Source organism: Dyadobacter sp. HNCC25DJ183, assembly GCF_056895175.1.
Genome location: NZ_JBXHAP010000002.1, coordinates 340,854 through 364,463, shown reverse-complemented (window position 1 = coordinate 364,463; position 23,610 = coordinate 340,854). Strand labels below are relative to the sequence as shown.

At 45.5% G+C, this 23,610-nt stretch carries 24 protein-coding genes and 1 tRNA gene; 15 read left to right on the top strand and 10 right to left on the bottom strand.

The annotated features are described in order from the left end of the window. The 9 genes from AC1XTG_RS05560 to hisH form a co-directional block, all read right to left on the bottom strand. Entirely contained in the window at window positions 1-204 is a 204-nt protein-coding gene (locus AC1XTG_RS05560; RefSeq protein WP_484841311.1) for a hypothetical protein, read from the bottom strand. Between the two features lie 125 nt (window positions 205-329). After that, on the bottom strand, window positions 330-1,103 hold the full coding sequence (locus AC1XTG_RS05555) for a phosphoglycerol geranylgeranyltransferase (protein WP_056279860.1): 774 nt from the start codon (window positions 1,101-1,103) through the stop codon (window positions 330-332). Continuing rightward, on the bottom strand, window positions 1,100-1,531 hold the full coding sequence (locus AC1XTG_RS05550; protein ID WP_056279858.1) for a hypothetical protein: 432 nt from the start codon (window positions 1,529-1,531) through the stop codon (window positions 1,100-1,102). The genes AC1XTG_RS05555 and AC1XTG_RS05550 overlap by 4 nt, the downstream gene beginning before the upstream one ends. Before the next feature lie 94 nt (window positions 1,532-1,625). Next, the gene (locus AC1XTG_RS05545) at window positions 1,626-1,961 is read right to left on the bottom strand and encodes a phage holin family protein (RefSeq protein ID WP_056279856.1); all 336 of its coding nucleotides are present in this window, start codon (window positions 1,959-1,961) and stop codon (window positions 1,626-1,628) included. Window positions 1,962-2,022: 61 nt separating this feature from the next. Further along, entirely contained in the window at window positions 2,023-2,358 is a 336-nt protein-coding gene (locus AC1XTG_RS05540; protein WP_056279854.1) for a phage holin family protein, read from the bottom strand. A gap of 11 nt (window positions 2,359-2,369) precedes the next feature. After that, a complete protein-coding gene (hisIE, locus tag AC1XTG_RS05535; RefSeq protein ID WP_056279852.1) occupies window positions 2,370-2,999 on the bottom strand; it encodes a bifunctional phosphoribosyl-AMP cyclohydrolase/phosphoribosyl-ATP diphosphatase HisIE in 630 nt (209 codons plus the stop codon). 10 nt (window positions 3,000-3,009) lie between these two features. Further along, on the bottom strand, window positions 3,010-3,783 hold the full coding sequence (gene hisF, locus AC1XTG_RS05530) for an imidazole glycerol phosphate synthase subunit HisF (RefSeq protein ID WP_484841310.1): 774 nt from the start codon (window positions 3,781-3,783) through the stop codon (window positions 3,010-3,012). 4 nt (window positions 3,784-3,787) lie between these two features. Next, window positions 3,788-4,510: a 1-(5-phosphoribosyl)-5-[(5-phosphoribosylamino)methylideneamino]imidazole-4-carboxamide isomerase gene (gene hisA, locus AC1XTG_RS05525; RefSeq protein WP_484841309.1), complete on the bottom strand. Its 723-nt coding sequence runs from the start codon at window positions 4,508-4,510 to the stop codon at window positions 3,788-3,790. Between the two features lie 17 nt (window positions 4,511-4,527). Further along, window positions 4,528-5,115: an imidazole glycerol phosphate synthase subunit HisH gene (gene hisH, locus AC1XTG_RS05520; RefSeq protein ID WP_056279846.1), complete on the bottom strand. Its 588-nt coding sequence runs from the start codon at window positions 5,113-5,115 to the stop codon at window positions 4,528-4,530. 342 nt (window positions 5,116-5,457) lie between these two features. On the opposite strand from hisH, the gene AC1XTG_RS05515 reads away from it, so the two are divergent. From AC1XTG_RS05515 to AC1XTG_RS05485, 7 genes are all read left to right on the top strand, one after another. Further along, window positions 5,458-6,888 (top strand): M14 family zinc carboxypeptidase, encoded by a 1,431-nt coding sequence (locus AC1XTG_RS05515; RefSeq protein ID WP_484841308.1) that lies wholly within the window; start codon window positions 5,458-5,460, stop codon window positions 6,886-6,888. A gap of 113 nt (window positions 6,889-7,001) precedes the next feature. Next, a complete protein-coding gene (locus AC1XTG_RS05510; protein WP_484841307.1) occupies window positions 7,002-9,818 on the top strand; it encodes a TonB-dependent receptor in 2,817 nt (938 codons plus the stop codon). 72 nt (window positions 9,819-9,890) lie between these two features. Beyond that, on the top strand, window positions 9,891-11,237 hold the full coding sequence (locus AC1XTG_RS05505) for a T9SS C-terminal target domain-containing protein (RefSeq protein WP_484841306.1): 1,347 nt from the start codon (window positions 9,891-9,893) through the stop codon (window positions 11,235-11,237). A gap of 199 nt (window positions 11,238-11,436) precedes the next feature. Then, window positions 11,437-12,060, top strand: a complete 624-nt coding sequence (locus AC1XTG_RS05500; protein ID WP_484841305.1) for a HupE/UreJ family protein — start codon at window positions 11,437-11,439, stop codon at window positions 12,058-12,060. Between the two features lie 30 nt (window positions 12,061-12,090). Continuing rightward, window positions 12,091-14,469 carry a M1 family metallopeptidase gene (locus AC1XTG_RS05495; protein WP_484841304.1) on the top strand — a complete coding sequence of 793 codons (2,379 nt, stop codon included), beginning with the start codon at window positions 12,091-12,093 and terminating at the stop codon, window positions 14,467-14,469. 219 nt (window positions 14,470-14,688) lie between these two features. After that, entirely contained in the window at window positions 14,689-15,843 is a 1,155-nt protein-coding gene (locus AC1XTG_RS05490; protein ID WP_484841303.1) for an ATP-binding protein, read from the top strand. 13 nt (window positions 15,844-15,856) lie between these two features. Further along, window positions 15,857-16,804 carry a D-2-hydroxyacid dehydrogenase gene (locus tag AC1XTG_RS05485; protein ID WP_484841302.1) on the top strand — a complete coding sequence of 316 codons (948 nt, stop codon included), beginning with the start codon at window positions 15,857-15,859 and terminating at the stop codon, window positions 16,802-16,804. On the opposite strand, the gene AC1XTG_RS05480 is transcribed toward AC1XTG_RS05485, so the two are convergent. After that, complete coding sequence (locus AC1XTG_RS05480; RefSeq protein ID WP_484841301.1) at window positions 16,801-17,022, bottom strand: hypothetical protein; 222 nt, start codon at window positions 17,020-17,022, stop codon at window positions 16,801-16,803. The two genes, AC1XTG_RS05485 and AC1XTG_RS05480, sit on opposite strands and share 4 nt — an antisense overlap. A 126-nt stretch (window positions 17,023-17,148) precedes the next feature. Here AC1XTG_RS05480 and AC1XTG_RS05475 point away from each other — a divergent pair, with 126 nt between their 5' ends. From AC1XTG_RS05475 to AC1XTG_RS05440, 8 genes are all read left to right on the top strand, one after another. Continuing rightward, the gene (locus AC1XTG_RS05475) at window positions 17,149-17,667 is read left to right on the top strand and encodes a hypothetical protein (protein ID WP_056279827.1); all 519 of its coding nucleotides are present in this window, start codon (window positions 17,149-17,151) and stop codon (window positions 17,665-17,667) included. A 97-nt stretch (window positions 17,668-17,764) separates the two neighbouring features. Beyond that, the gene (locus tag AC1XTG_RS05470; RefSeq protein ID WP_056279825.1) at window positions 17,765-18,403 is read left to right on the top strand and encodes a hypothetical protein; all 639 of its coding nucleotides are present in this window, start codon (window positions 17,765-17,767) and stop codon (window positions 18,401-18,403) included. Between the two features lie 25 nt (window positions 18,404-18,428). Next, window positions 18,429-19,208, top strand: coding sequence for an enoyl-CoA hydratase/isomerase family protein (locus AC1XTG_RS05465; protein ID WP_056279823.1), 780 nt, complete (start codon window positions 18,429-18,431; stop codon window positions 19,206-19,208). Between the two features lie 90 nt (window positions 19,209-19,298). Then, a tRNA-Arg gene (locus tag AC1XTG_RS05460) sits at window positions 19,299-19,372 on the top strand. A 273-nt stretch (window positions 19,373-19,645) separates the two neighbouring features. Then, window positions 19,646-20,539, top strand: coding sequence for a phage integrase SAM-like domain and Arm DNA-binding domain-containing protein (locus AC1XTG_RS05455; protein WP_484841300.1), 894 nt, complete (start codon window positions 19,646-19,648; stop codon window positions 20,537-20,539). A gap of 64 nt (window positions 20,540-20,603) precedes the next feature. Then, a complete protein-coding gene (locus tag AC1XTG_RS05450; protein ID WP_484841299.1) occupies window positions 20,604-20,840 on the top strand; it encodes a tyrosine-type recombinase/integrase in 237 nt (78 codons plus the stop codon). A gap of 765 nt (window positions 20,841-21,605) precedes the next feature. Next, window positions 21,606-22,187 (top strand): RNA polymerase sigma-70 factor, encoded by a 582-nt coding sequence (locus AC1XTG_RS05445; RefSeq protein ID WP_484841298.1) that lies wholly within the window; start codon window positions 21,606-21,608, stop codon window positions 22,185-22,187. An 80-nt stretch (window positions 22,188-22,267) separates the two neighbouring features. Continuing rightward, window positions 22,268-23,461: a FecR family protein gene (locus AC1XTG_RS05440; RefSeq protein WP_484841297.1), complete on the top strand. Its 1,194-nt coding sequence runs from the start codon at window positions 22,268-22,270 to the stop codon at window positions 23,459-23,461. The last annotated feature ends 149 nt before the right edge of the window (window positions 23,462-23,610 follow it).

The following is a 23,610-nucleotide window of genomic DNA, read 5'->3' as shown; positions in this document are numbered from 1 at the left end:
TTACTTAACTGAGTCAGCAGCAGCTGAATCAGTAGCCATTGTATCAACAGCAGTTGTATCAACAGCAGGAGTTTCAACAGTTACAGCAGTAGTGTCAGCAGACTCGTCAGCTGGCTTGCTAGTACAAGAAGCGAAAGCTACCATCCCGGCAACAAACGCAAATGCAAAGAATTTTTTCATTTCTTGGGTGTAATTAAGGTTCATTACAAAGGTAACAGGATTGAATTGAATATTCCTACATTTTGAGATTGTATTTTTCCAAGAACTTAAAAATTCCTTAGAAAAAACTTAAATCTCTTACCTAAGTCCAATATTTTCCTGGTGAATTATCAAACCTGTTCAGGCTTGGTGTTGTAAGCGTGCACGCAGGCAGCAATTTCGGGAAGTAGTTCTGGGTTTTGTTCAATTCCATTTCCAACTACAATTACATCAGCACCGGAACCTAATGCGATATCCGCTTTCTCGTAAGAGTTAATCCCGCCACCAACAATAATAGGCGTACCTACTGCTCCGCGAACCGCAGCAATGATTTCACCGGGAACTGGAAACTGGGCGCCGCTTCCGGCATCGAGGAAAATGTTCTTGAGACCCAGGTACTCGCCCGCCATTGCGGTACAGGCCACGATACCCGGCTTGTCGCGGGGCAATGGGGTAGTCCCGCTGATATAGGAAACAGTAGTGAGTTTGCCGCTCTCCACCAGCATGTAGCCGGTTGGAAGTACTTCAAGGTTGCTGCGCTTCAAAAGTGGTGCTGCAATCACGTGCTGCCCGATCAGCAATTCTGCATTGCGGCCGGAGATCAGCGAAAGTAAAAGAATGGCGTCGGCAGACGGATCAATGTGCAGGCTGCTACCCGGGAAAAGGATAGCAGGTATATCTGTGTACTCGTGAATTGCTGAGATCAGCTTGTCAATAGCATAGTTGGTGATCAGGCTGCCTCCTACGAAAAAGAAGTCAACACCATGACCAGCCGCATATTCAAGGAATTTCGGAAATGTAGAAAGATTAACTTTATCTGGGTCTAAGAGAACAGCAAACGATTTCCTTTTTTCTTCTTTACGTGTCAAAAGGAGGTCTGCGATTTGATGCTTCGCTGTTTTCATTCAGTTCTTCGTTCGTCTTCAATTAAATGCTTCAGCTTGTGCCGGGCCCAACCCACAGCCAGTGTCCAGGCCAAACTTTGAACTGCCTGCACCACCTGTGACTGTTTTTTTTCCTCTTTAAGCTTTTTATGGCTTATCAGGAGCAGTTCGTTATCTCTTTCCTTTTCCCTGGCTTTTCCGAGTTCTCTTTCCCTGTCTTTTTTGGTTTTAGGCAAAAAAGCATTCATCACAACGAATGTAGTAGCCAGTACGCCGCCGATCACAAGTGCCTGCTTACCGTACGTAGTTGCGTCTGTTTTAAGGTCGCTCCACTGGCTTTCCAGCTTATCACGGTAGATCTCTGCATCAAGCAGAAGATCATGCTTGGCTTTGTCAGTGTCTGACGAAAAAGGTTTGACTTTTACCGAAGAATCTATTGGAGTACTCATTTCATTACTGTTTAATGGTGCCCGGGGATTCAAAAGGAATCCAAAAATAGCAATTCAAGATTATTTATCAGCTAATATGCGGCTAAAAGCTTGGTCACTCTTTGTCCCCCATAAACTTTACGAGAACCGAGCGGATCATATGAACAAACTTTTCTCTCCATACAATCCAGATAATCAGTTTGATAACAAATACCCCAAGCAAAATCAGATATCCCAGGTAATCACTATCCAACCACCTGTTCAGGAAAGTTCCTAATAAAATAACGACCAGTATAAGGATTGTCAATGCAATGCAAAGTATCAGCGCACCGTACACTGCCATTACAGCGGCGCGCTCGATCTTATCCCTGGTTTCAATTTTAAATAAATCGATACGTGTCTCGAAATACTTAAAAAGCGTGTCTTTAATCTCCTCTAGTTGACTTAGCATAATCAGTAGTTTTCAAATCATGTGTATCCATTTACGACCTGATTTGCAGGTCGTTCATACACTAATCCAAAAACATACCAAGAATCGCGGAAACTACTGAAACTACCAACCCGAAGAAAAGAGCCGACAGGAAGTTACTCACGTAAAATCCATCAACCAGAAAGCTGGCGAGATAAATAATGAATACGTTAACGACAAAATAGAACAGTCCCAGCGTAAGAATGGTAATGGGGAGTGCGAGTATTTGCAGTACCGGCTTTAAGAATGTATTGAGGATTCCAAGAACAATTGCCACGATGATGGCCGTAGTAAAACTTTCAACTGCAACCCCGGGAATTAAATTGGCGCCGATGAGCACTGCCAAAGCACTGATTACAAGTCGTAGGAGTAATTTCATTCGGTAAGCAATTATTGGTGACGGCTACGAAGTACGTCAATTACCTCATCTAAGTCAATGTTTTTTTCCTCCAGAAGAACAAGCAGGTGGAAGAGCAAATCGGACACTTCATTTTTAAAAAGATCCACATCATCGTCCTTCGCCTCTATCACAACTTCGACCGCTTCTTCACCTACTTTTTGGGCGATTTTGTTGATCCCGCGCTTAAAAAGGCTGCTGGTGTAGGACTCCTCCGAAGGATTTATTTTTCGCTCTCTGATCACTTTCTTTTGAAGATAGTTGAGAAAAAACGCCTCCCCTATTCGGGCATCCTGACTATTTTTTTCCCCAAAACAGGTATCTGCGCCTGTGTGGCATGTTGGCCCTGCCGGAGTGGCTTTGATCAGCAATGTATCGCCGTCACAATCCGCAATGATCTCGTTGATAAAAAGGAAATTCCCAGACGTTTCACCCTTTGTCCATAAACGCTGTTTGCTGCGACTGAAGAACGTAACCGTACCTTCTGTCTTTGTTTTTTCAAGCGCTTCCTTGTTCATATAACCAAGCATCAGCACCTTGTCTGTATGAACATCCTGGATGATGGCGGGTACCAGCCCGTCGGTTGACTTATCAAAGTCGATGGTAGAAAAGTTATCGTTCATTTCGTCTGGTTTATCTTGTCAATCTAATGGGAAGTTTCCTGTCGCCCAGGTAGGCTTTCAGATCCGGGATGTTTATTTCCCTGAAATGAAAAATGCTTGCCGCAAGCCCGGCGTCGGCTTTACCTGTGGTAAATACATCGTAAAAATGCGCCATTTCTCCTGCTCCGCCTGAGGCGATGACGGGAATGTTGGCATTACCTGAAATCGTTGCTGTCAGTTCAAGAGCAAAACCGTTTTTGGTACCGTCTGTGTCCATGGAAGTCAGCAAAAGCTCGCCTGCTCCCCGGTCTTCCACTTCTTTCGCCCAGGGTATCGTCCTGAGGCCGGTCGGCTTGCGGCCACCGTGCGTGTGGACGATGTGCTCTTTGCCGTTTTCAGTATCTATATAACGTGTGTCGATCGCCACTACAATGCATTGACTTCCAAATTCAAGTGAAAGTTCATTGACAAGGTCCGGATTACGCACCGCAGCTGAGTTAATAGAAACTTTGTCGGCGCCGGCGTGCAGCAATGCAGAAACGTCAGCAATGGAGGATATACCGCCTCCTACCGTAAAAGGTATATTGATCGTTTGCGCAACACGTTTTACGAGCTCAATGAATGTAGAGCGGCCGTCGATCGTGGCGGTAATATCCAGGTACACCAGCTCGTCGGCACCCTGGGCGGCGTACAATGCACCCAGCTCTACGGCATCGCCTGCGTCGCGCAGGTTCACGAAGTTGACTCCCTTGACAGTCCTGCCGTCCTTTACATCCAGGCAGGGGATAATCCTTTTAGTTAGCATATTATCAGGCGGAGAATCGCATTAGCTCGGCAAGACTGATCCTGTTTTCATAGATCGCCTTTCCGATAATAACGCCGTAAATGTTCATTTCAGCTAATTTTTCAACATCTTCAATCCCGCTGATCCCGCCGCTGGCAATGATATGCAGTCCGGGACATTTATCCTGAAGATTTTTATAGAGGTCAAACGAAGGTCCCTGCAGCAAACCATCTTTCGCCACATCGGTACTGATCGTGTACTTCACCCCCTTTTCTACGTACTCTTCCACAAAATCATAAACCCATAGTGCAGTACCTTCTTCCCAGCCGCTCACCGCGATTTTCTCATTCTTGGCATCTGCCCCGAGAATGATCTTTTCGCCTCCGTAAGTTTTCAGCCAGTTTTCGAAGATCTCAGGTTTTTTAACTGCGATACTGCCACCGGTTACCTGCTTTGCGCCACTTTCAAAAACAACCCTCAGATCATCGTCAGACTGTACACCGCCACCAAAGTCTACGTGCAGGCTGGTTTTGGAAGCAATGGCTTCAAGTACCTTCCAATTGACGATTTTCTTGGCTTTTGCCCCGTCAAGATCTACCAGATGCAACCGCTTCAATCCTGCATCTTCAAACTGCAATGCAACTTCGAGCGGGTTTTCGTTGTAGATTTTCTTTTGGCCGTAATCCCCTTGTGTAAGGCGCACGCATTTTCCTTCTATCAGATCAATGGCGGGTATTATTTCAATCATGCTCGGAGTGGTTATGATTAGAGTTTCAGGAAGTTTTCGATGATCTGCTGACCTGCATTGCCGCTGATCTCGCAGTGGAACTGTGCCGCATAGAAATTATCCTTATGCAGCATTGCGCTGAATGGAAATGTGTAATCGCAGGTAGCAACTGTATACTCACAAACCGGCGCTGCATAGCTGTGTACAAAGTACATGAATGCATTCTCCGGAATGGAGTCGGTGAGAGGAGTTTTGTAGTCAGATATATTATTCCAGCCCATGTGCGGCACTTTCATGCCGGCAGTAGCGGGAAACCTTTTTACATCCACATCAAAAATCCCCATGCAGGTCGTGTCGTTTTCTTCCGAGTACCGGCACATCAGCTGCATTCCCACGCAAGTACCGAAAACAGGCTGCTTCAATGTAGGAATAAGTTTGTCCAGGCCGGTTTGCCGGAGGTAGTTCATGGTGGTGCTTGCTTCTCCCACACCCGGAAAAATGACTTTGTCCGCTGTGGTAATTTCGGTCACATCGTCGGTATAGATGTACCCTGCGCCCAGCCTGTCCAGTGCATACATGACCGACTGCACATTACCTGCATTGTACTTAATAATTACGGTTTTCATCCGGTTATACTGTTGGAAAGAATAAAAAAAGCCCGATTAGAAAATCGGGCTTCCGGGGATACTATGTATTCAACCTTATTACAACACTACTTGCAAAAACATATCACCCAAGACGACCGAAAGCCAGATGGCTATGATGAAAATGATGATATGTTTCAGCGATTATCATGACACAAATGTAAGGAAAAATGTAAATAATGTTGCCGCTACGCGTAAAAATTGCATTAAAATTTGCTTAGAGTTTTCTTCGTACCTTGCGTTTGAAAATGGCTTTATACCATCATGGAACTATCTATTTCACGTCTTTTTTTATTACTCCTTACATTGATCACCTCAAATTCCATGGCACAGTCTGACGATCTGGCCGAGAAGCTTTTCAAAGCACACCCAACCTACCGCGAAGCCGCATTGACGCAGCGAAGGTTCAAACAAAAAGATATCCTTCCCCTGATTACAAAGCGACAGGGCAATGGAATGTACACGATCGAAAAGGTCGGTGAGTCGTTTGAAGGACGCACAATCCAGATGATCAAAGTAGGTACCGGCAAGAAAAAGGTACTGCTCTGGACGCAAATGCATGGAGACGAGCCCACTGCCACAATGGCGAGCTTTGACATATTCAATTTCCTGGAAGGAAAGAATGACGGATTTGACAGCTTCCGTAAAGAGCTGCTGGAAAAAACCACGCTGTACTTTGTACCCATGCTCAATCCCGACGGTGCCGAAAGGTACCAGCGCCGCACCGTGCAGGGCATTGATATGAACCGTGACGCCGCCGCCCGGCAAACACCGGAAGCAGCTATATTGAAGGGCCTGGTGGATAAACTGAAACCCGATTACGGTTTCAACCTCCACGACCAAAGCCCGCGTTACTCCGCAGGCAGGAGCCCAAAAGTGGCTACGATTTCATTCCTTGCGACTTCCTATGATTACGAATTGTCGATCAACGATGTGCGCCAGCGCTCTATGCAGCTCATCGTGGGGATGAATAAGATTTTGCAAAAGTACATTCCCAGTCAGGTAGCGCGGTACGCCGACGACCATGAGCCGCGCGGGTTTGGTGATAATGTACAAAAATGGGGAACTACGCTTGTACTGATAGAGTCAGGCGGATATGTAGGCGACCCGGAAAAGCAATTTATACGCAAGCTGAACTTCATGGCAATATTGTCTGCATTGGGTAAGATCGCTGACAACTCCCTTACCAAGGAAAATCGCGAAGATTACTATAAGATCCCCGAAAACGGCCGCTGGGTTTATGACCTCGTAGTCAGGAATGCGACTGTGAGGCAGTCAGGGAAATCCTTTACCGCCGACCTGGGCATTAACCGTAACGAAGTCAGCTACTCGAATGCGACCAGGTTTTTTTATTACAGTAAAATAGAAGATTTCGGCGACCTGCACCCACAATACGGAAGCCAGGAGCTGGACGCAAAAGGATATACCATCGAAAAAGGCAAGGTGTACCCTACTACCTACAAAAACGTGAGCGAAATCAGCAAGCTGAATGCATTGAATCTCCTGAAAGAAGGCTATACCTACGTGCGACTTGCTGCCGACGCCAACACACGTGCACTCGGGCTTTATTTTACCACTACTCCATTGCATATACTCAGGAGCGGTCAGCCTGTACCTTCGGGAACTCCCGGCCTGGGCAATACGGCTACCTTTATCCTCAAAAAAGCAGGTAAAGTAAGGTATGCAGTGATCAATGGGTTTGTGCATGACCTGGAAGATTTCGGAGCGGAGAAGGGACAGGGAATTGTAGAATAAGTCCTTGATTTATAACAAAAAAAGCGTTTCCGAAATAACTGAGTCGTAACATACGGTTAACATTGGGGTAATATTGGCGATCTACTTTTGTGTCATAAATCTGACACAAAAACATGAAAGCTAATTTATCCCTCTTATTCATTCTCCTCTTTACTACTTCACTCGCTTTCGCGCAGACAGGCTCTGTAAAAGGCACAGTAGTAGATTTTAAAACAAAAGAAGCTGTTATCGGTGCCAGCGTGGTACTGAAAGGCTCTACTCCTCCCATTGGTACTGCAACCGACGTCGAAGGTAATTTCGACATTTCCAATATTCCCACAGGAAAGCAGACGGTTATCATCAGCTATGTATCGTACAAGCCCAAAGAAATTGCGATCGAAGTTTACCCGAACCAGGCTGTTCTGATCAATACCACCATTGAAGAAGATGTGGCAAACCTGGAAGAGGTAAAGATTGTTGGCCAGCGTCAATCCTTTACTGATGTTTCAGTAATTACCGAGATCAAGCAGGCTGAGCAGATCGCGGTAGGTATTTCGGCACAGCAGATCCAGAAGTCGCAGGACCGTGACGCTTCGCAGGTTGTGCGCCGCGTGCCGGGTGTTTCTATTCAGGATGATCGGTTCGTGATTATCCGCGGGTTGAATGAGCGCTATAACACGGTAATGCTGAATGACGCGATTACTCCTTCTACCGAGGTTGACGTAAAATCATTCTCATTTGACCTGATCCCAAGTACGGCTATCGACCGGATGATGATCTACAAATCCGGTGCACCTGAACTTCCGGGTGAATTCGCAGGAGGTATTATCAAAATTTACACAAAAACAATCCCCGACGACAACGGATTTACATTCAGCCTCACAGGCGGCTACCGCGGAAATACCACATTCAAGAATGTGCTCGACTACAAAGGCGCTGCATTGGACTGGACAGGTTTTGGCGCCCCGGACAGAGCGCTTCCAAATGGCTTTCCTTCGACAAGAAGGTTGCAAAGCGAAAATACGCCATCGGAAGCATCATTGAACCCATTCCGCAAGCTGCCTGAGTTTTATGATTTGAAATCAAAATCGGTAACACCTGATTTGCGTGCTTCACTGGGTTACAACCATATATTTGAATTGGGTAATATGAAGTTGACAACATTCAATAATGTCAACTATTCATCTACGAACCAGTTTTTACCGACAACCCAGTTCCGTTACCTGAGCTTTAATAAAGAAAAACAGAAATCAGATATTCAGAGCTCTTATCAGGACGAATTGTACCAAAACAATGTCCGCCTTGGAGTGATGTCAAACTGGGCCCTGATCATCAATCCAAATCACAAGATTGAGTTCAGGAACCTCTTCAACCAGCTGTCTAACAAAGAGACTAACTTCCGTCAGGGCTACAATACAGACAATGATGTGGAAGTTCAGAACTACGCATTCCGTTACGAGTCGAAGAGCATTTACTCAGGCCAGCTAGGCGGTACGCACGAGCTGGGCGCACGTACAACCGTGAAATGGCTGGGTGCATTGGGAACAACGTTCCGCAGCGAGCCTGATTACCGCCGCTTTATTTCAACCCGCGCAATTGGCAGCACCGGTCCTTTCCAGGTTGAACTTGTTCCGGGAAGCAACGCCAGCTTAACAAGAGGCGCAAGATTTTATTCTGAATTGACCGAATATACCAGCTCTTTCCGCGCTGATATTGAACACCGTATTGAACGCAATGGCTACGAAGATGACGAGAGCATGCAAATCAAGTTGCGTGCAGGCGCTTATGGCGAGCTAAAAGACAGGGCTTTCAAAGCAAGATGGTTTAACCTGACCAATTCCGGCAATGCTCCTCAGGAATTGCTCAGCCAGGCACCAGCGCAGCTTTTTGATTCACAAAACATTGCAGCAAACCAGCTCTACTACGCAGAAAGAACCAACACGGACGACAAGTATAATGCTCAGAACTCTTTAATGGCGGGATACCTTGGCGCTTACATTCCTTTCAGCAAAAAATTCAATGCGTCTGTTGGTCTGCGTGTTGAGAACAACATTCAGAAACTGCAAAGCAGGCAGCGTGGTGGTGGCGACCGGATCCGCGTTAACAACCCGATCTTCCGTTTCCTGCCTTCTGCAAACTTCGCCTACAACTTCACCGAGAAATCACTGGTGAGACTGGCCTACTCTGTTTCTGTGAACCGTCCCGAGTTCCGCGAGCTGGCTCCGTTTACTTACTATGACTTTAACTTCGATGTGTCCCGCGTTGGTAACCCGAACCTGAAAACACCTTCGATCCAGAATGTGGACCTGCGTTATGAATTCTATCCGAAAGATGGAGAGATGATCTCGGTGGCTGCATTCTACAAACACTTCAAAAACCCGATCGAAACACGTATCCGCTACGCAGGTTCAGGGGTATCGTTCTATGTTGACAATGCAAAATCGGCTTACACGGCTGGTGCGGAGATCGAGCTTCGTAAATCACTCAAAAACCTGACCGTATCTCCATTCATGGATAACCTTAGCGTAGTGCTGAATGCATCGGTAATCCATAGCAATGTACTGACTGGCTTTGCCGGACAGGAAAACGACCGTCAGTTGCAGGGCCAATCGCCTTACCTGATCAATGCAGGACTTTACTACAATGACGTAAACCGTGGCTGGCAGGTGAATGCACTTTATAACGTGGTAGGCCGCAGGATCTTCCTGGTTGGAGATAAGGATTTGCAGCCAACCGTGTACGAGATGCCGAGAAACATCATCGACCTGAACATAGTGAAGGCATTGGGAGAACACCTTGAAATCAAATTGGGAATCCAGGATCTGCTCAATCAGCGCTTCCGCCTTATCCAGGATAGTAACCAGGACCAGAAAATTTCCGATGTGGATGAATCTTACCAAAGCTTCAAAAGAGGCAGCTACTCAACCATTGGCGTGACTTATAAATTTTAATAAAACCGCAAGTCGTAAACCGGCTCTCTTATCAAAAAAGAACTTTAAAACAGAAAACAAACAATTGAATTTATGAAAAACACAGGTAAACTTTTGAGCTTGCTGATGTTGGGGCTTACAATGTTCGGATCCATTTCTTGTACGAACGACGACGATGATGATGACGAGGATATTGTAACTCCGGTAGGTGAAATGAAAACCGTCACTGGCAAAATCACATCCAACACTACCTGGTCGGCTTCCAACCAATATTTACTTTCAGGATTTGTATATGTTGAGTCTGGCGCTACATTGACTATCGAGCCGGGAACGATCATCAAAGGAGACGGAAAGCAGAAAGGCTCACTGATCGTTAAGCCAGGCGGAAAGATTATTGCCGTAGGAACTGCTGATAAGCCTATCATTTTTACATCAAGCATGCCAGCCGGACAGCGTAAAGCTGGTGACTGGGGAGGCTTGATCCTGCTTGGAAAAGCGCCTGTTAACAAACCTGATGCAGTAATTGAAGGTGAAAACCAATCTGTATATGGCGGAACAGAAGCAGCTGACAACTCAGGACAACTTAAATATGTGCGTATCGAGTTTGCTGGTATCGCATTTGAAACGGATAAGGAGATCAACGGCCTTACATTCGGTGGCGTTGGTTCAGGAACTGAGATTGACTACGTACAAGTTTCGTACTCAGGTGATGATTCATTCGAATGGTTTGGTGGATCAGTGAATGCAAAGCACTTGATCGCTTACCGTGGTTTGGACGATGATTTTGATACAGATAATGGTTTCTCAGGAAACGTACAGTACGGTTTCATCTTGCGTGACCCAGCTGTAGCTGACTTAGCTGGTGATTCAAATGGCTTTGAGTCTGATAACGACGGAACAGGTACAGCTGCAACTCCCCAAACTTCTGCGAAATTCGCCAATGTTACTATCGCTATGGCAGAAGGAACAGTTAATGCCAAATTCAACTCGGCAATACGTATCAGAAGAAATTCTGCGATCTCGGTTTACAACACGCTGATTACAGGCGCATGGCCACGTTCTGCTGTCAGAATTGAAGGTGACGCTACTCTCGCAAACTTCGTTGCAGGCAGAATTAAAATGGACGGAAATGCAGCTGCTATCACAGGAACTCCTGCACAAGGCGTAATTGAAGGAATCACGCAAGCACTTTTCATTCCGGCAGGAAGCAAAAACATGGTTGGCGCTGTTGCAGATCTGAAACTGGCGACTGGTTACAACTCAATCACTGCGAAGCCAGGTTTGCTTCCACAAGCTGGCTCTTCATTGCTGACAGGTGGCGCTACGTTGCCGACAGGATTTGAAGCCAACACAGTAGTTGGTGCATTCGGAACAACTGACTGGACTGACAAATGGGCGAACTGGGATCCACAGAACGCAAACTACGAGATCAAAAAATAATAATAGTCTTATATAATTGGTGTCAGAATTTAGAAAGGCCGTGAACACATGTTCGCGGTCTTTTTTCTTTTATACGGGTAAATTTCTCTTCCTGACCACAAAACCCGTATTGCATTCCTCCATCGAAAAGGATAACTTCGTTTCCGTTATTTTGTCTTGACAATTAATTTGTCAGGATTGCTAATCTTAATTCTACTGAATGTCCGAATTCCAAGCTTACCTGCAATTAGGTTTTGAACACATCACAGATGCCAATGGCTACGATCACATTTTGTTTATCATGGCACTTTGTACAATATATACCCTGATTGACTGGAAAAAGGTGATCGTGCTGGTAACTGCTTTTACAATCGGACATTCGATTACACTGGCGCTTTCAACGCTCGGCCTCATTAACATTGATCCGGCCTGGATAGAGCTTCTTATCCCCGTTACCATCGTAATTACCGGCTCTTTGAATTTCTTTTACAAAGTCCCCAAGGGTTCTTTTGGTAAAAAAGAGGAGAACTCGACAACCAGATATGGACTTGCACTTTTCTTCGGCCTTATCCACGGGCTGGGTTTTTCAAACTACCTCCGCGCATTGCTGGGCAAGGAAGCCTCGATTTTCAACCCGTTGCTCGGGTTTAACATCGGACTCGAACTGGGTCAGCTGATCATCGTTTTTGTAATCCTTTCCATTGCTTTTGTGGTGATTGAAATCCTGCGGGCACAGCGCCTCAGCTGGATTCACATACTTTCCGGGATTATTGTAGGAATGGCGTTTTCGCTTATCCTGAACAATGAGCTTTTTGTAAGCCTTACAGGCGGAAGTGCCGAATAACAAGAATTTATTACATCTGACTAACTAATTATGAGAAAACTCCTGCTCCCGTTACTCTTTCTGCTGGTTTCCGTAGCTTCCTATGGTCAGCAGCTGCCGACTTCCGCCACTTACCAGTACAACGACCGTTTTGAACAGCTGGGCCCCATGCTGCCAACGCCAAATTCAACACGCGCGGCTTCCGGTGCACCGGGCCGCGAGTACTGGCAACAACGCGCCGACTACGACATCAAGGCCGAACTGGACGACGAAAAGCGCCGCATTATCGGTTCTGAAACCATTACCTTTTACAACAATTCCCCCGACGACCTGAAATATATCTGGCTGCAACTGGATCAAAACCTTTTCAAAAAAGACGGAATCGCAGCGATGTCACGTACCGGCGCGATCAGTGACAAAGGAATGACCACCAGCCAGCTTGCCAATATCAACAATGGAAGAGGATCCTCACTGGATCCGGAAGTGGAATATGGCTACAACATTACCGCAGTAAAGGACAAAGCAGGCAAGGCACTTCCGTACAAGATCAATGGTACTATGATGCGCATTGACCTTCCGGCAGTGATGAAGCCCGGTACCAACTTCGTTTTTGGGGTTGATTGGAACTATAACATTACCGAGTACTATGGTCGAAGCGGATATGAATTTTTCCCGAAAGACGGAAATGCCAACTACTTCATTGCGCACTGGTTTCCACGCCTTGCTCCTTATGATGATGTAAATGGCTGGAACCACAAACAGTTTCTCGGCCAGGGAGAATTTGCATTGATCTTCGGTAACTATAAAGTTGCCATTACAGTACCCGCCGACCACGTGGTAGCGGCCAGCGGAGAATGCCAGAATTATGCACAGGTACTTACTGCTACCCAGAAACAACGTTTGAAGAAAGCTGAAACTTCCAAAACACCGGTAATCATCGTAACGCAGGCCGAAGCAGAAAAGGCTGAAAAGCGGGAGAATAAAAATCCAGGCAAGAAAACGTGGATTTACAAAGCTGATAATGTGCGCGATTTTGCATTTGCGAGCAGCCGGAAATTTATCTGGGACGCCATGCAGACCGATGTTTACAAAAGCGGCCGCAAGATCTGGTGTATGTCCATTTACCCGAAAGAAGGTAACCCGCTTTGGGAACAATATTCAACCCGCGCAGTGGCGCATACTTTGAAATCTTACGGGGACCGCACTTTTGAATATCCTTATCCGGTTGCGATTTCCTGCCACTCGGTAGCAGGCGGCGGAATGGAATATCCGATGATCAGCTTCAATGGCGGTCGCCCGGAAGAGGATGGAACTTACAGCGAAGCAGTGAAATACGGAATGATCGGTGTGATCATTCACGAAGTGGGCCACAACTTTTTCCCGATGATCGTTAATTCTGATGAACGTCAGTGGGCTTGGATGGACGAAGGTTTGAACACATTCTGCCAGTACCTGGCTGAAAAAGAATGGGATTACAACTTCCCTACCCGTCGCGGCGAGCCTAATCAGATCACGGATTATATGTCTTCTGACAAATCGGTACTAACACCGATTATGGCTTCTGCCGAGAATGTGATCGGGCTGGGACCAAATGCTTACGGGAAGCCCGCAACTGCATTGAATATCCTGCGTGAAACAGTAATGGGCCGCGCGCTTTTTGATCATGCATTTAAAGAGTATGCAAACCGCTGGCGCTTTAAAAGTCCTACCCCGGCTGACTTTTTCCGTACCATGGAAGACGCGTCGGGTGTTGATCTTGACTGGTTCTGGAAAGGCTGGTTTTATGGAACCGAAGCTGTTGACCAGGATCTGGTGAGTGTAGATTGGTTCAGCATTGATACCCAAAATCCGGATATCGAGAAAGAGCTCGCCCGTCAAGAATTTGCGCGCAAGCAGAATACAATGAGCAAAATCCAGGATGCAAAAGCCAAAGGAGAAACCGTGGTAGCACAGGATTCCACGATGGCGGATTTCTATAACCGCTACGATCCGTTCAAGGTAACAGCGGCTGATAAACAAAAATATGAGCAGTACCTGGCTTCGCTTTCGGAAAGTGAGCGTGCATTGATCCAGCAGAACACCAATTTTTATACACTTTCAGTCAAAAACAAAGGCGGACTTCCGATGCCTGTGATCGTGAAAATGGGCTTTGAAGACGGAACTGACTCTGTTGCGGTATTTCCGGCAGAAATCTGGCGCTTCAACGATCAGCAGATCAATAAGGTAATTTCTACCAAAAAGAAGGTGGTTCAATGGACACTCGATCCTTACCAGCAAATCGCGGACATCGACACGGAAAACAATGCATTCCCGCGTGTTTCCAAACCAACCCGCTTCCAGATCTACAAACAGCAAAGCAGAAAAACACCGAACCCCATGCAAATGGAAGGTGTAGGTGCAGGAAAAGTCAGCACTGATCCGAAGAAGTAAGCTTCGATTTTTATCTGTAAAAAAGTCCGCTCCGGCTTCGCGCCAGAGCGGACTTTTTTTTATGTAATTTCAAAGTCAAGGCTATGTAATTTCAAAGTTAGATCTATGTAATTTCAAAGTTTAGTTTATGTAATTTCAAAGTTTAGTTTATGTAATTTCAAAATAGAAGTTATGTAATTTCAAAGTTTGATTATCTTTACAAAAGACATTTCAGGCAGTATGAACTTTGTAATCAGGGACATAGCGAAAGTAGTTTGGGAACAAAGCACTAAGTTCCCTGTCATTGCATTGACCGGGCCGCGGCAGTCTGGAAAGACTACACTTTTGAAGACACTCTTCAAAGGTTATAAATACATTTCGCTGGAAGATCCAAACAACCGCGCCTTCGCGGACATCGACCCGGTTGCGTTTCTGAACCTTTACTCAGATAAGGTAATATTGGATGAAGTACAGCGGGTTCCTTCATTATTTTCTTATATCCAAACAATCGTAGATAACTCTGGTATGATGGGCCAGTTTATACTCTCGGGCTCACAAAACTTCCAGCTTCTTAACAGTATTACCCAGAGTCTGGCGGGGCGGGTTGCGCTGTTCAAATTGCTGCCTTTCGATTTTAGCGAAATGAAATCCGGGAATTTGCTGGCGGATGATGTAGCTGATGTATGCCTGAACGGTTTTTACCCTGCTGTATTTGACCGCTCGATCAAGCCTGGTATTTTTTATTCCAACTATATTCAAACCTATGTGGAAAGGGATGTTACTGAACTTACCAGTATCAGAGATACGCGACAATTCAGGACATTTGTTAGTCTTTGTGCGGGCAGGGTTGGGCAGCTGCTCAATCTGAATTCACTTGCAAATGAATGCGGTATCTCACAGCCGACAGCCAAATCGTGGTTATCGGTACTTGAAAGCAGTTACATTATTTTTCAGCTTCAACCTTACTATCAGAATTTTAATAAACGCGTTGTAAAAACTCCCAAGCTATACTTTTACGATACCGGGCTGCTTTGTCACATTCTCGGGATCAGAAATGCAGAGACTTTTCATACCAGTCCGTTCAAAGGAAATATCTTCGAAAACCTTATTATTGCCGAGTATCAAAAGAAAAATGCACATCAGTATCTTCACAATGATTACTGGTTCTGGCGTGATTCCAACGGGCACGAGATTGACCTTTTGACTCAAAACGGGAATGCGTTTGACATTTTTGAAATAAAATCAACACAAACCGTGCTGACTGAGCATTTCAAAGGAATGAATTTCTTCAATGAAGTAAGTAACGGGCTCGCGGGTACCAAAACGCTTGTTTACGGCGGGGATCAAAATCAGAAAAGGACTGACTATTCCGTACTGGGCTGGCGCAATATTTAACTGAAACCGAACCATGAACATTGTAATACTTGACGGATATACTTTGAACCCGGGCGATCTGGACTGGGCCCCCGTTTCAGAGCTGGGGAATATTGAAATATACGACCGTTCCAGGCCGGAAGAGATCGTGGAGCGGGCGAGCGACGCCGAGGCGATTTTGGTGAATAAGGTAGTACTATCGGCTGCCACGCTATCGCAGCTGCCGAAGTTGCAGTACATTGGTGTTACAGCTACCGGTTACAATAACATCGATATGGAAGCCGCCAAAAAGCAGGGTATCATTGTAACCAATGTAAAAGCTTACAGCTCTGCCTCTGTTGCCCAGCAAACCTTCGCATTGCTCCTTGCACTTGTCAACCGGGTTGAAACACACAGCCAGAGCGTCTTTGCGGGTGAATGGGCTTCTTCGCAGGATTTCAGCTACTCAAAATCGCCGCTCACTGAACTGGCTGGCAAAACAATGGGACTGATCGGTTTAGGAGATATCGGATCGAATGTGGCCGAAATTGCACTGGCTTTCGGCATGAAGGTTATCGCTTACCGCAAGCATCCAAAACCGGTGCAGGGAATTGAAATGGTTTCGCTGGAAGCACTTTTCAAAAACAGTGATGTGGTTAGTCTGCATTGCCCGCTGACGGAGGAGACAAAGGAAATTGTCAACAAAAACAGCCTTGCCTCCATGAAACCGGGCGCGCTGCTTTTGAATACAGGTCGCGGCCCGCTAATCAATGAACATGATCTTGCAGAAGCTTTGACAAACGGTACCATTGCAGGGGCCGGTCTGGATGTACTTTCGGTAGAGCCGCCAAAGAATGATAATCCACTGCTATCAGCACCGAATTGCGTGATCACACCGCACGTGGCCTGGGCGACGTTTGAGGCGCGGCAAAGGTTAATGCAGCTGACTGCCGATAACCTGCAAACTTTTCAAAATGGGTCACCCGTCAACGTTGTCAGCTAGCGCTTCTTTTTACCGCTTTTCTTTGTCTTTTTACCTTTTTTGCGGCCCCAGTTTTTTTGCATTCTGGCGTATGCCTTCTTACTGACCGTCTTTTTCTTTTTAGATCTAGAAGTGCCTTTCTTTTTTCGGGCATTGATATTATTTACCAGCGAGTTTTTCACTCCAAGTTTGTTCTTCTTGGTGCCTGATTTCTTTGTTTTTTTCTTAGCCTTTGCCATTTGCGATGAAGTTTAGGGAACCGAGCATAAATTTTCATGCCGAGAAGATATTCAACGTAAATTGTCTCTCAGATATGAACGCTCGCTTAGCCCGCTTAAATTGACTACAAATCGACGCTATATTCAATGAAATATCCGAACCGACTTTCTTCTGGTGCTAACAATATTGTGATTGCACTTTCAGAAACTGAAGTAGCCAAGCTTTTCGTGGGCGACACGCGCTCGGATATTGGCTCCGAGGCTGATAAAATGAAGTATGCCAACCAGGTTAATGATTTGGTTGTAAAATTCGTAAGGCTGGATTTCCGTGAAGAGTTTGAGGCAGAAATGCTTGTGATGGAGCGGTTGAAACCTATCGACTTCCGCGCTTTTGAAGTTGGTAAAAGGGAATTATGGCTGGATGTGTTTGAAGACGAACTCAACCAGCTTCACAAAAGCGGCTTTGTTCACAGGGATCTCAGACGCCCCTCAGGTATCGGCGGTTTGTATTACGATAATATCCTGTTGACAGATACCGGATTAAGGCTGATCGACGTCGGAATCTCCGCACTGCGGGAGCAGGTAGGCGACAAGATCTTTCAAAAGTTCCTGGAAACTGAACGATCAGAAATGGCTTCATTCAGGGAATTTTTTATAAATCGATGAGATCGGAAAACCCTTGAAGCGAGCCTGGGACAGTTTTTGTACAGTATGGTTTTCAGGTTAATTTTGTTTACTAAAGTTCAGATTAAAGCTTTTCCCCTTGAATAATCGACTTGCTATCCTATTATCAGTGCTGTTCCATCCACTGATCCTCACAACTTACCTATTTGCATTACTTTTCCTGCTTTCGCCAGACCTGGTCGGTGTCAGCGCATTTGAATTTCCGGCATTGGGCAGCCTGTTGACGCTTTTATTCTTAAACACCTTTGTCGCACCGGCGGTAGTTACCTATTATTTTATGAAAATGGGGGTGATTACAAATTTGTATGTTGACGACGTAAATGAGCGGCGATTGCCTTATCTGGCGACGGTTATCATTTATGGGCTCGCCACTTATCTTTTCGGGTGGCAATTGCAGCCGGTTGGAGAAATGGCGCCACAGATATCGGTGATACTTGCCAGCGTGACCCTGTCGCTTGTGGTCGTGACCTGTGTGAGTTATTTCTGGAAAATCAGTGCGCATGCGACGGGCATAGGCGGTGTTATCGCTATGCTCGCGGGACTGATGATCCGTTTTGATGAAGTTGCGTTGCTCAATCCATTGCTTATCGCGATCTTGCTGGCAGGCTTACTCCTGAGCGCCCGTTTGCAACTGAATGCACATAGTCCGGGGCAGGTTTTTGCTGGCTTTCTGTGCGGCGTACTGGTAAGCAGTCTGACTGTCTATTTCTATTTCTGATCCAAGAGCCTAAACGCGCCATTTCATGTACGAAAACATTCTTTTTACCCAAGAAAATGGTATTGCGCGACTAAGCCTTAATCGGCCTGAGGTATACCACGCCCTGAATCCGCAGCTCATGCAGGAAATAACAGCGGCGATTTCGATGGTAGCGACCGACGAGCGGATCCGCGTTTTAATCATTACTGCGGAAGGTGAAAAGGCATTTTGCTCCGGCGCGGATTTGAAAGAAACTATGGCAGTAGGCACCACGGCCGAACAGCTGTTGAAAGACTATTACGAACCGATGATAAATGCGATCCGCACACTTTCCAAGCCGGTGATATGCAGATTGAATGGCGTGGCAGTCGGCGCTGGTTGCTCTCTGGTGCTGGCTTGTGACATGGTGATAGCCAGTGAAGAAGCGTATCTGAGTCTCGCATTTGTGCAAATCGGCTTAATGCCCGATGCAGGCGCTACATTCTTTTTGCCGAGACTGATTGGAATGGCCAAAACCTTTGAACTGGCCTCAACGGGCAGGAAAGTAGGAGCAAATGAAGCAGCTGCAATCGGCTTGATCAATAAGGCGGTACCAGCTGCTGAGCTCGATCAAGAAGTAGACAAACTCGCCCGTTTCTACGCCACCGCCCCTACCCTCGCCATTGGCACGATGAAGAAAGTATTGAATGAATCGTCGCATTCGGACCTGGCGCGCATGCAGGAACTCGAGAGAGTTAACCAGGAGATCTTGTTCCAAAGTGCAGATTGCCGAGAAGGAATTTCAGCTTTTTTACAAAAAAGAAAGCCTGATTTTCAGGGCAAATAGCCTTATTATAGAATTTAATGCAAGATTTTTATTACAAATGTGTATTGTATTTTAAGACGCTTTTCTATCTTTGCAGTCCGAATACGGAAGGGTTGCGTAGCTCAATTGGATAGAGCACCTGACTACGGATCAGGAGGTTTGGGGTTCGAATCCCTACGTGACCACTTAGTTCAATACTAAAAAGCATCAAAGGCCTGTAAATCAATGATTTACAGGCCTTTTTGTTTGTCAAAAAACACCAAAAAATACAGGTTTTCGTAGTGTTTTAGTGAGCATTTGGTGAGCAGGGAAAAGCGGCCTAAAAAGTGCTCACCAGAATCGCTGTAAGTGGCTGTTTTATACCTGTTTACAGCGTGAAAATCTTGATTTTTAGGTGGTTGTAATCGTAGTTTTATCCACCATTAAAACAGATTGCTATGTTGACAAACAGGTTTTCGATGCTTTTTTATCTTAAGAAAAGAAGCAACTACGTATCCGGCCCGCTGCCTATCTACATTCGGGTTTCTATTGGAAGTAAAAGATTTGAGCTGGCTACAAAGCGGGAATGCGAGCCAGAGAAGTGGAATGCGGCTGCGGGCAGGAAGAACGGAACGCGAGAAGACACACGATTGCTCAATGCATACCTTGATACCTTCCAGGCAAAAGTTTATGAGGCGCACCGGCAATTAATGGCCACAGGTAAAGAAATTACCATTGAAGCGTTGAAAGCATCAGTCACGGGTGTTGCTGAAAAGAAGATCATGTTTCTCGAACAGTTTGCTAAGCACAATGCACGGCTTGTGGAGTTGAAAGGCACCGACTATGCGCACGGCACCATTTTGCGATACAATACTTCGTACCAGCATACCAAGGAATATATCAAATGGAAATTTAAGTCAGAGGACATTGAGATTGAAAAACTGAATTACGAATTTATTACTGACTTTGAATTCTGGCTTAAAACCCAAAAGAAGTGCGGGCATAACACTACAATGCGCTATTTAGGCTATTGCAAGAAAATTGTTCTCGGTCTGATCAAAACGGGATCGTTGCCCAGAGATCCATTCTTTGGATACAAGGTGCATAAGAAAGAAACGAACCGCGCGGCACTTACAGAAAAGGAACTCAAAGTGATCGCCAACAAAAAATTCCCATCTGCCAGGCTTTCACAAGTGCGGGATATTTTTCTTTTCAGTTGCTACACCGGGCTATCCTACGTGGATGTGCAGAAACTCCCGTTCCGAAATTACGATCGGTCAGGATGGCGAGCAATGGTTGATCATCAACCGGCAGAAAACAGATTCTCAATCCAGAGTACTACTCTTGCCAGTGCCTTTGCAGATTATCGCTAAATACGAGAATGAACCGCAATGCGAGATTAGTGGCAAGCTACTGCCTGTATCGAGCAATCAGAAAATGAATGCTTATTTAAAAGAGATTGCGGCTGTTTGCGGCATTGACAGGAATATTTCATTCCACATTGCGCGGCATACATTCGCGACTACGGTTACGCTCTCAAATGGCGTTCCTATGGAGAGCGTGTCAAAGATGCTGGGGCATTCGAATATTCGGACGACGCAGATTTACGCTAAAATCGTGGATCGGAAGATTAGCGAGGATATGAGGTCGCTGAGGAAAAAATTGTCCAAATGATTTTTCTTGGAAGCCAGGGCATAAGCAATTCATTCAAAGTAGAAAGTGACGGGGTTCACCCCTTGGCTGCAAAGCCGGGAGGCGGTTTAAGGAGCGAGAACCGCGGTAAATAGCCTCTTGGATTTGAAGTCGTCACTTTTTGCTTTGTAACTTTCGTTGCGCTGCAAGCGTATGTACCTTTTAAACCAATGGAAAAAACACTTCAGTTTTCCTTTCGGCGGGCAATCTGAACTACTTCATTCCAATTATTGGAGGTTTCTGCTGATGAAGAGAAAAAGATCTGCTGTTACTTATTTCGTCAAAATCTTTCAAATTAAGCTATGAGCCGTGAGGCGAATAGCAGGGGTCCAGGGGGTTTCCCATGGCCAGCCGCCGGGGAGTCGCTTTTTGCGACGTACCGGCGATAGCTGGCTGTGGAAAAACCACCGGAGTTCTCGAGAATGTTTGAGTTTGTTTGTCTTTGTTTGAAAATGTTCGAGATTCTCTAAAAGATAATTTCATGCGATACATAGGAAAGCATACCGCTCTTCGTTGCGTTTATCATGCCTATTTCTTGTATACACTTAAAACCTATGTCATAGAAGTCTTTCGTGATTTATTCTTCCGATTCTTTCAACATCAATGTAAGATACCCTGGCTATCCTAGCTGAGTAATTTTACTAAAAAGCGTCTCATAAACATCATTAATCCAATGAATAACAATTGGTTTCGATTATGGGTCATTTCTTGCATTATATTTAGGTTATCTTTAGCCTTTCTTATGATATGGCTTCTTATTACCTAAGTAGTGATCTTGAACTGGCTGCATCAGTAGCAAATGACGATGATCAGGCATTTGCCGAAATCTATCGTCGCTATAAGGGTGTGCTCTTTTTGCATGCTTACAAGATGCTGGGGGATCAGGAAGAGGCCAAGGACATTTTGCAGGAGCTTTTCACTACGCTCTGGCTCAACAGAAAAGAGATCAAACCGCATACTTCCTTTTCATCTTATTTATACAAGGCGCTCCGGAATCGTATCTTTGATGTCATTTCCCACAAGAAAGTGGAGCAGAGATACATCAGTTCCCTTGCTGCGTTCATTGATCAAGGTGAATGTGTTACAGATCAGCAGCTAAGAGAAAAGGAACTCACGGCACTCATCGAGCAGGAAGTTTCCTTACTACCTCCCAAAATGCGTGAAGTGTTCGAGATGAGCAGAAACACAGACCTTTCCTACAAGGAAATCGCTCAGGAGCTGCATATATCAGACAAGACTGTCAAAAAACAGGTTAGTAATGCGCTCCATATTCTCAGGCAGAAGCTGGATCTTGCTTTCATTCTAATGTTTATTTCGAGAGACCTTTAAAAAAAATTTTTTTTTTTACGCTAGTCTACTACTTCTGCCAGCGTAGCCCGTCTTATATACATAACCAGAAAACATGTATAATGGACGAACCTCTGGCAAAGGAGCTATTTCAAAAATATAAGGACGGAACATTGACCGAGCAGGAAATGGCGCTGCTGGAAAGCTGGTATATCGCTCACGCAAAATCCTCAACGTTAACCATTAGTACCCAGGAAATGGAAAAGCACCTGGATGAGGTTTGGGAAGCTCTTCCGGTAAATAAGCAGGTAACGGCATCTAACATTAGCCGGGTAAAACCTTTACGCAAATGGTTTGCAGTCGCCGCTTCCATTGCTATCATTGGTACAATCGGCCTGAATTTTTTTCTTAGACAAAAAAATGAGCCGAAGATCAAAACTGTTGCCATCGTTCAGGATGCGGTGCCGGGAGATAACAGGGCGAAGCTTACATTGTCAAACGGGCAAAGTATTATGTTGCATGAAGCAGGCAACGGTAAACTAGCGCAACAGGGACAAACTGCTGTTATTAAAACAAAGCAGGGAGAAATTGTGTATGAATTTGATATGCAGGAAGTGCAAAGCCGTGCACAAAAGTTGACCTACAATACCATTTCCACGCCAAAGGCGGGGCAATATCAGGTAAAGCTGCCCGACGGGACGCGGGTATGGCTTAATGCGGCTTCATCTATACATTTTCCTACTGTTTTTCCGAAAACGGAACGGGTGGTTGAAATTGCCGGCGAAGCCTATTTTGAAGTGGCCAAAGTGACAAAAAATTCAAAGCGCGTTCCATTTAAAGTTAAAGCCGCCAACCAAGTTGTGGAGGTGCTCGGCACGCGCTTTAATGTGAACAGTTATGCCGATGAAGCCATCATTCAAACAACCTTAATGGAAGGCAGTATCAAACTGGAAATAGCAGGGAAAGAAACTCAAGGAGTATTGTTGAGGCCAGGAGAACAGGCTTTATTAGCCAGAGATCTGAGAAAAAATAGTCAAATAGCTGCTGGGTTGTTTAAAGTCAAGCAGGTGGATACCCAAACCGTAATTGCCTGGAAGGAAGGGTATTTTCGCTTCAACAATGTCGGCTTGCCGGAGTTGATGAGACAACTTTCTCGCTGGTATGACATGGAGGTAGTTTATGAAGGGCCCATAAAAGAATACGAGTTTGTTGGGCAGATCCAGCGGAATACCAATTTATCAAAGGTGCTGCAGATACTCGAAATGGGCGATGTGCACTTCCGGATTGAAAATAAGAAAATAGTAGTGACTAATTAACCCTCTGACTTACACCTAAACCTGTCGATTATGGATAAATAAAAATTCGAAACTGATACTGAAATTCCTGAACAAAAAAACCGTCTCAGATCTGACCTGAAACGGCTGATGTCCGGAATGTCCCTAGCCGCAAAGCGGACCAGGAGAGA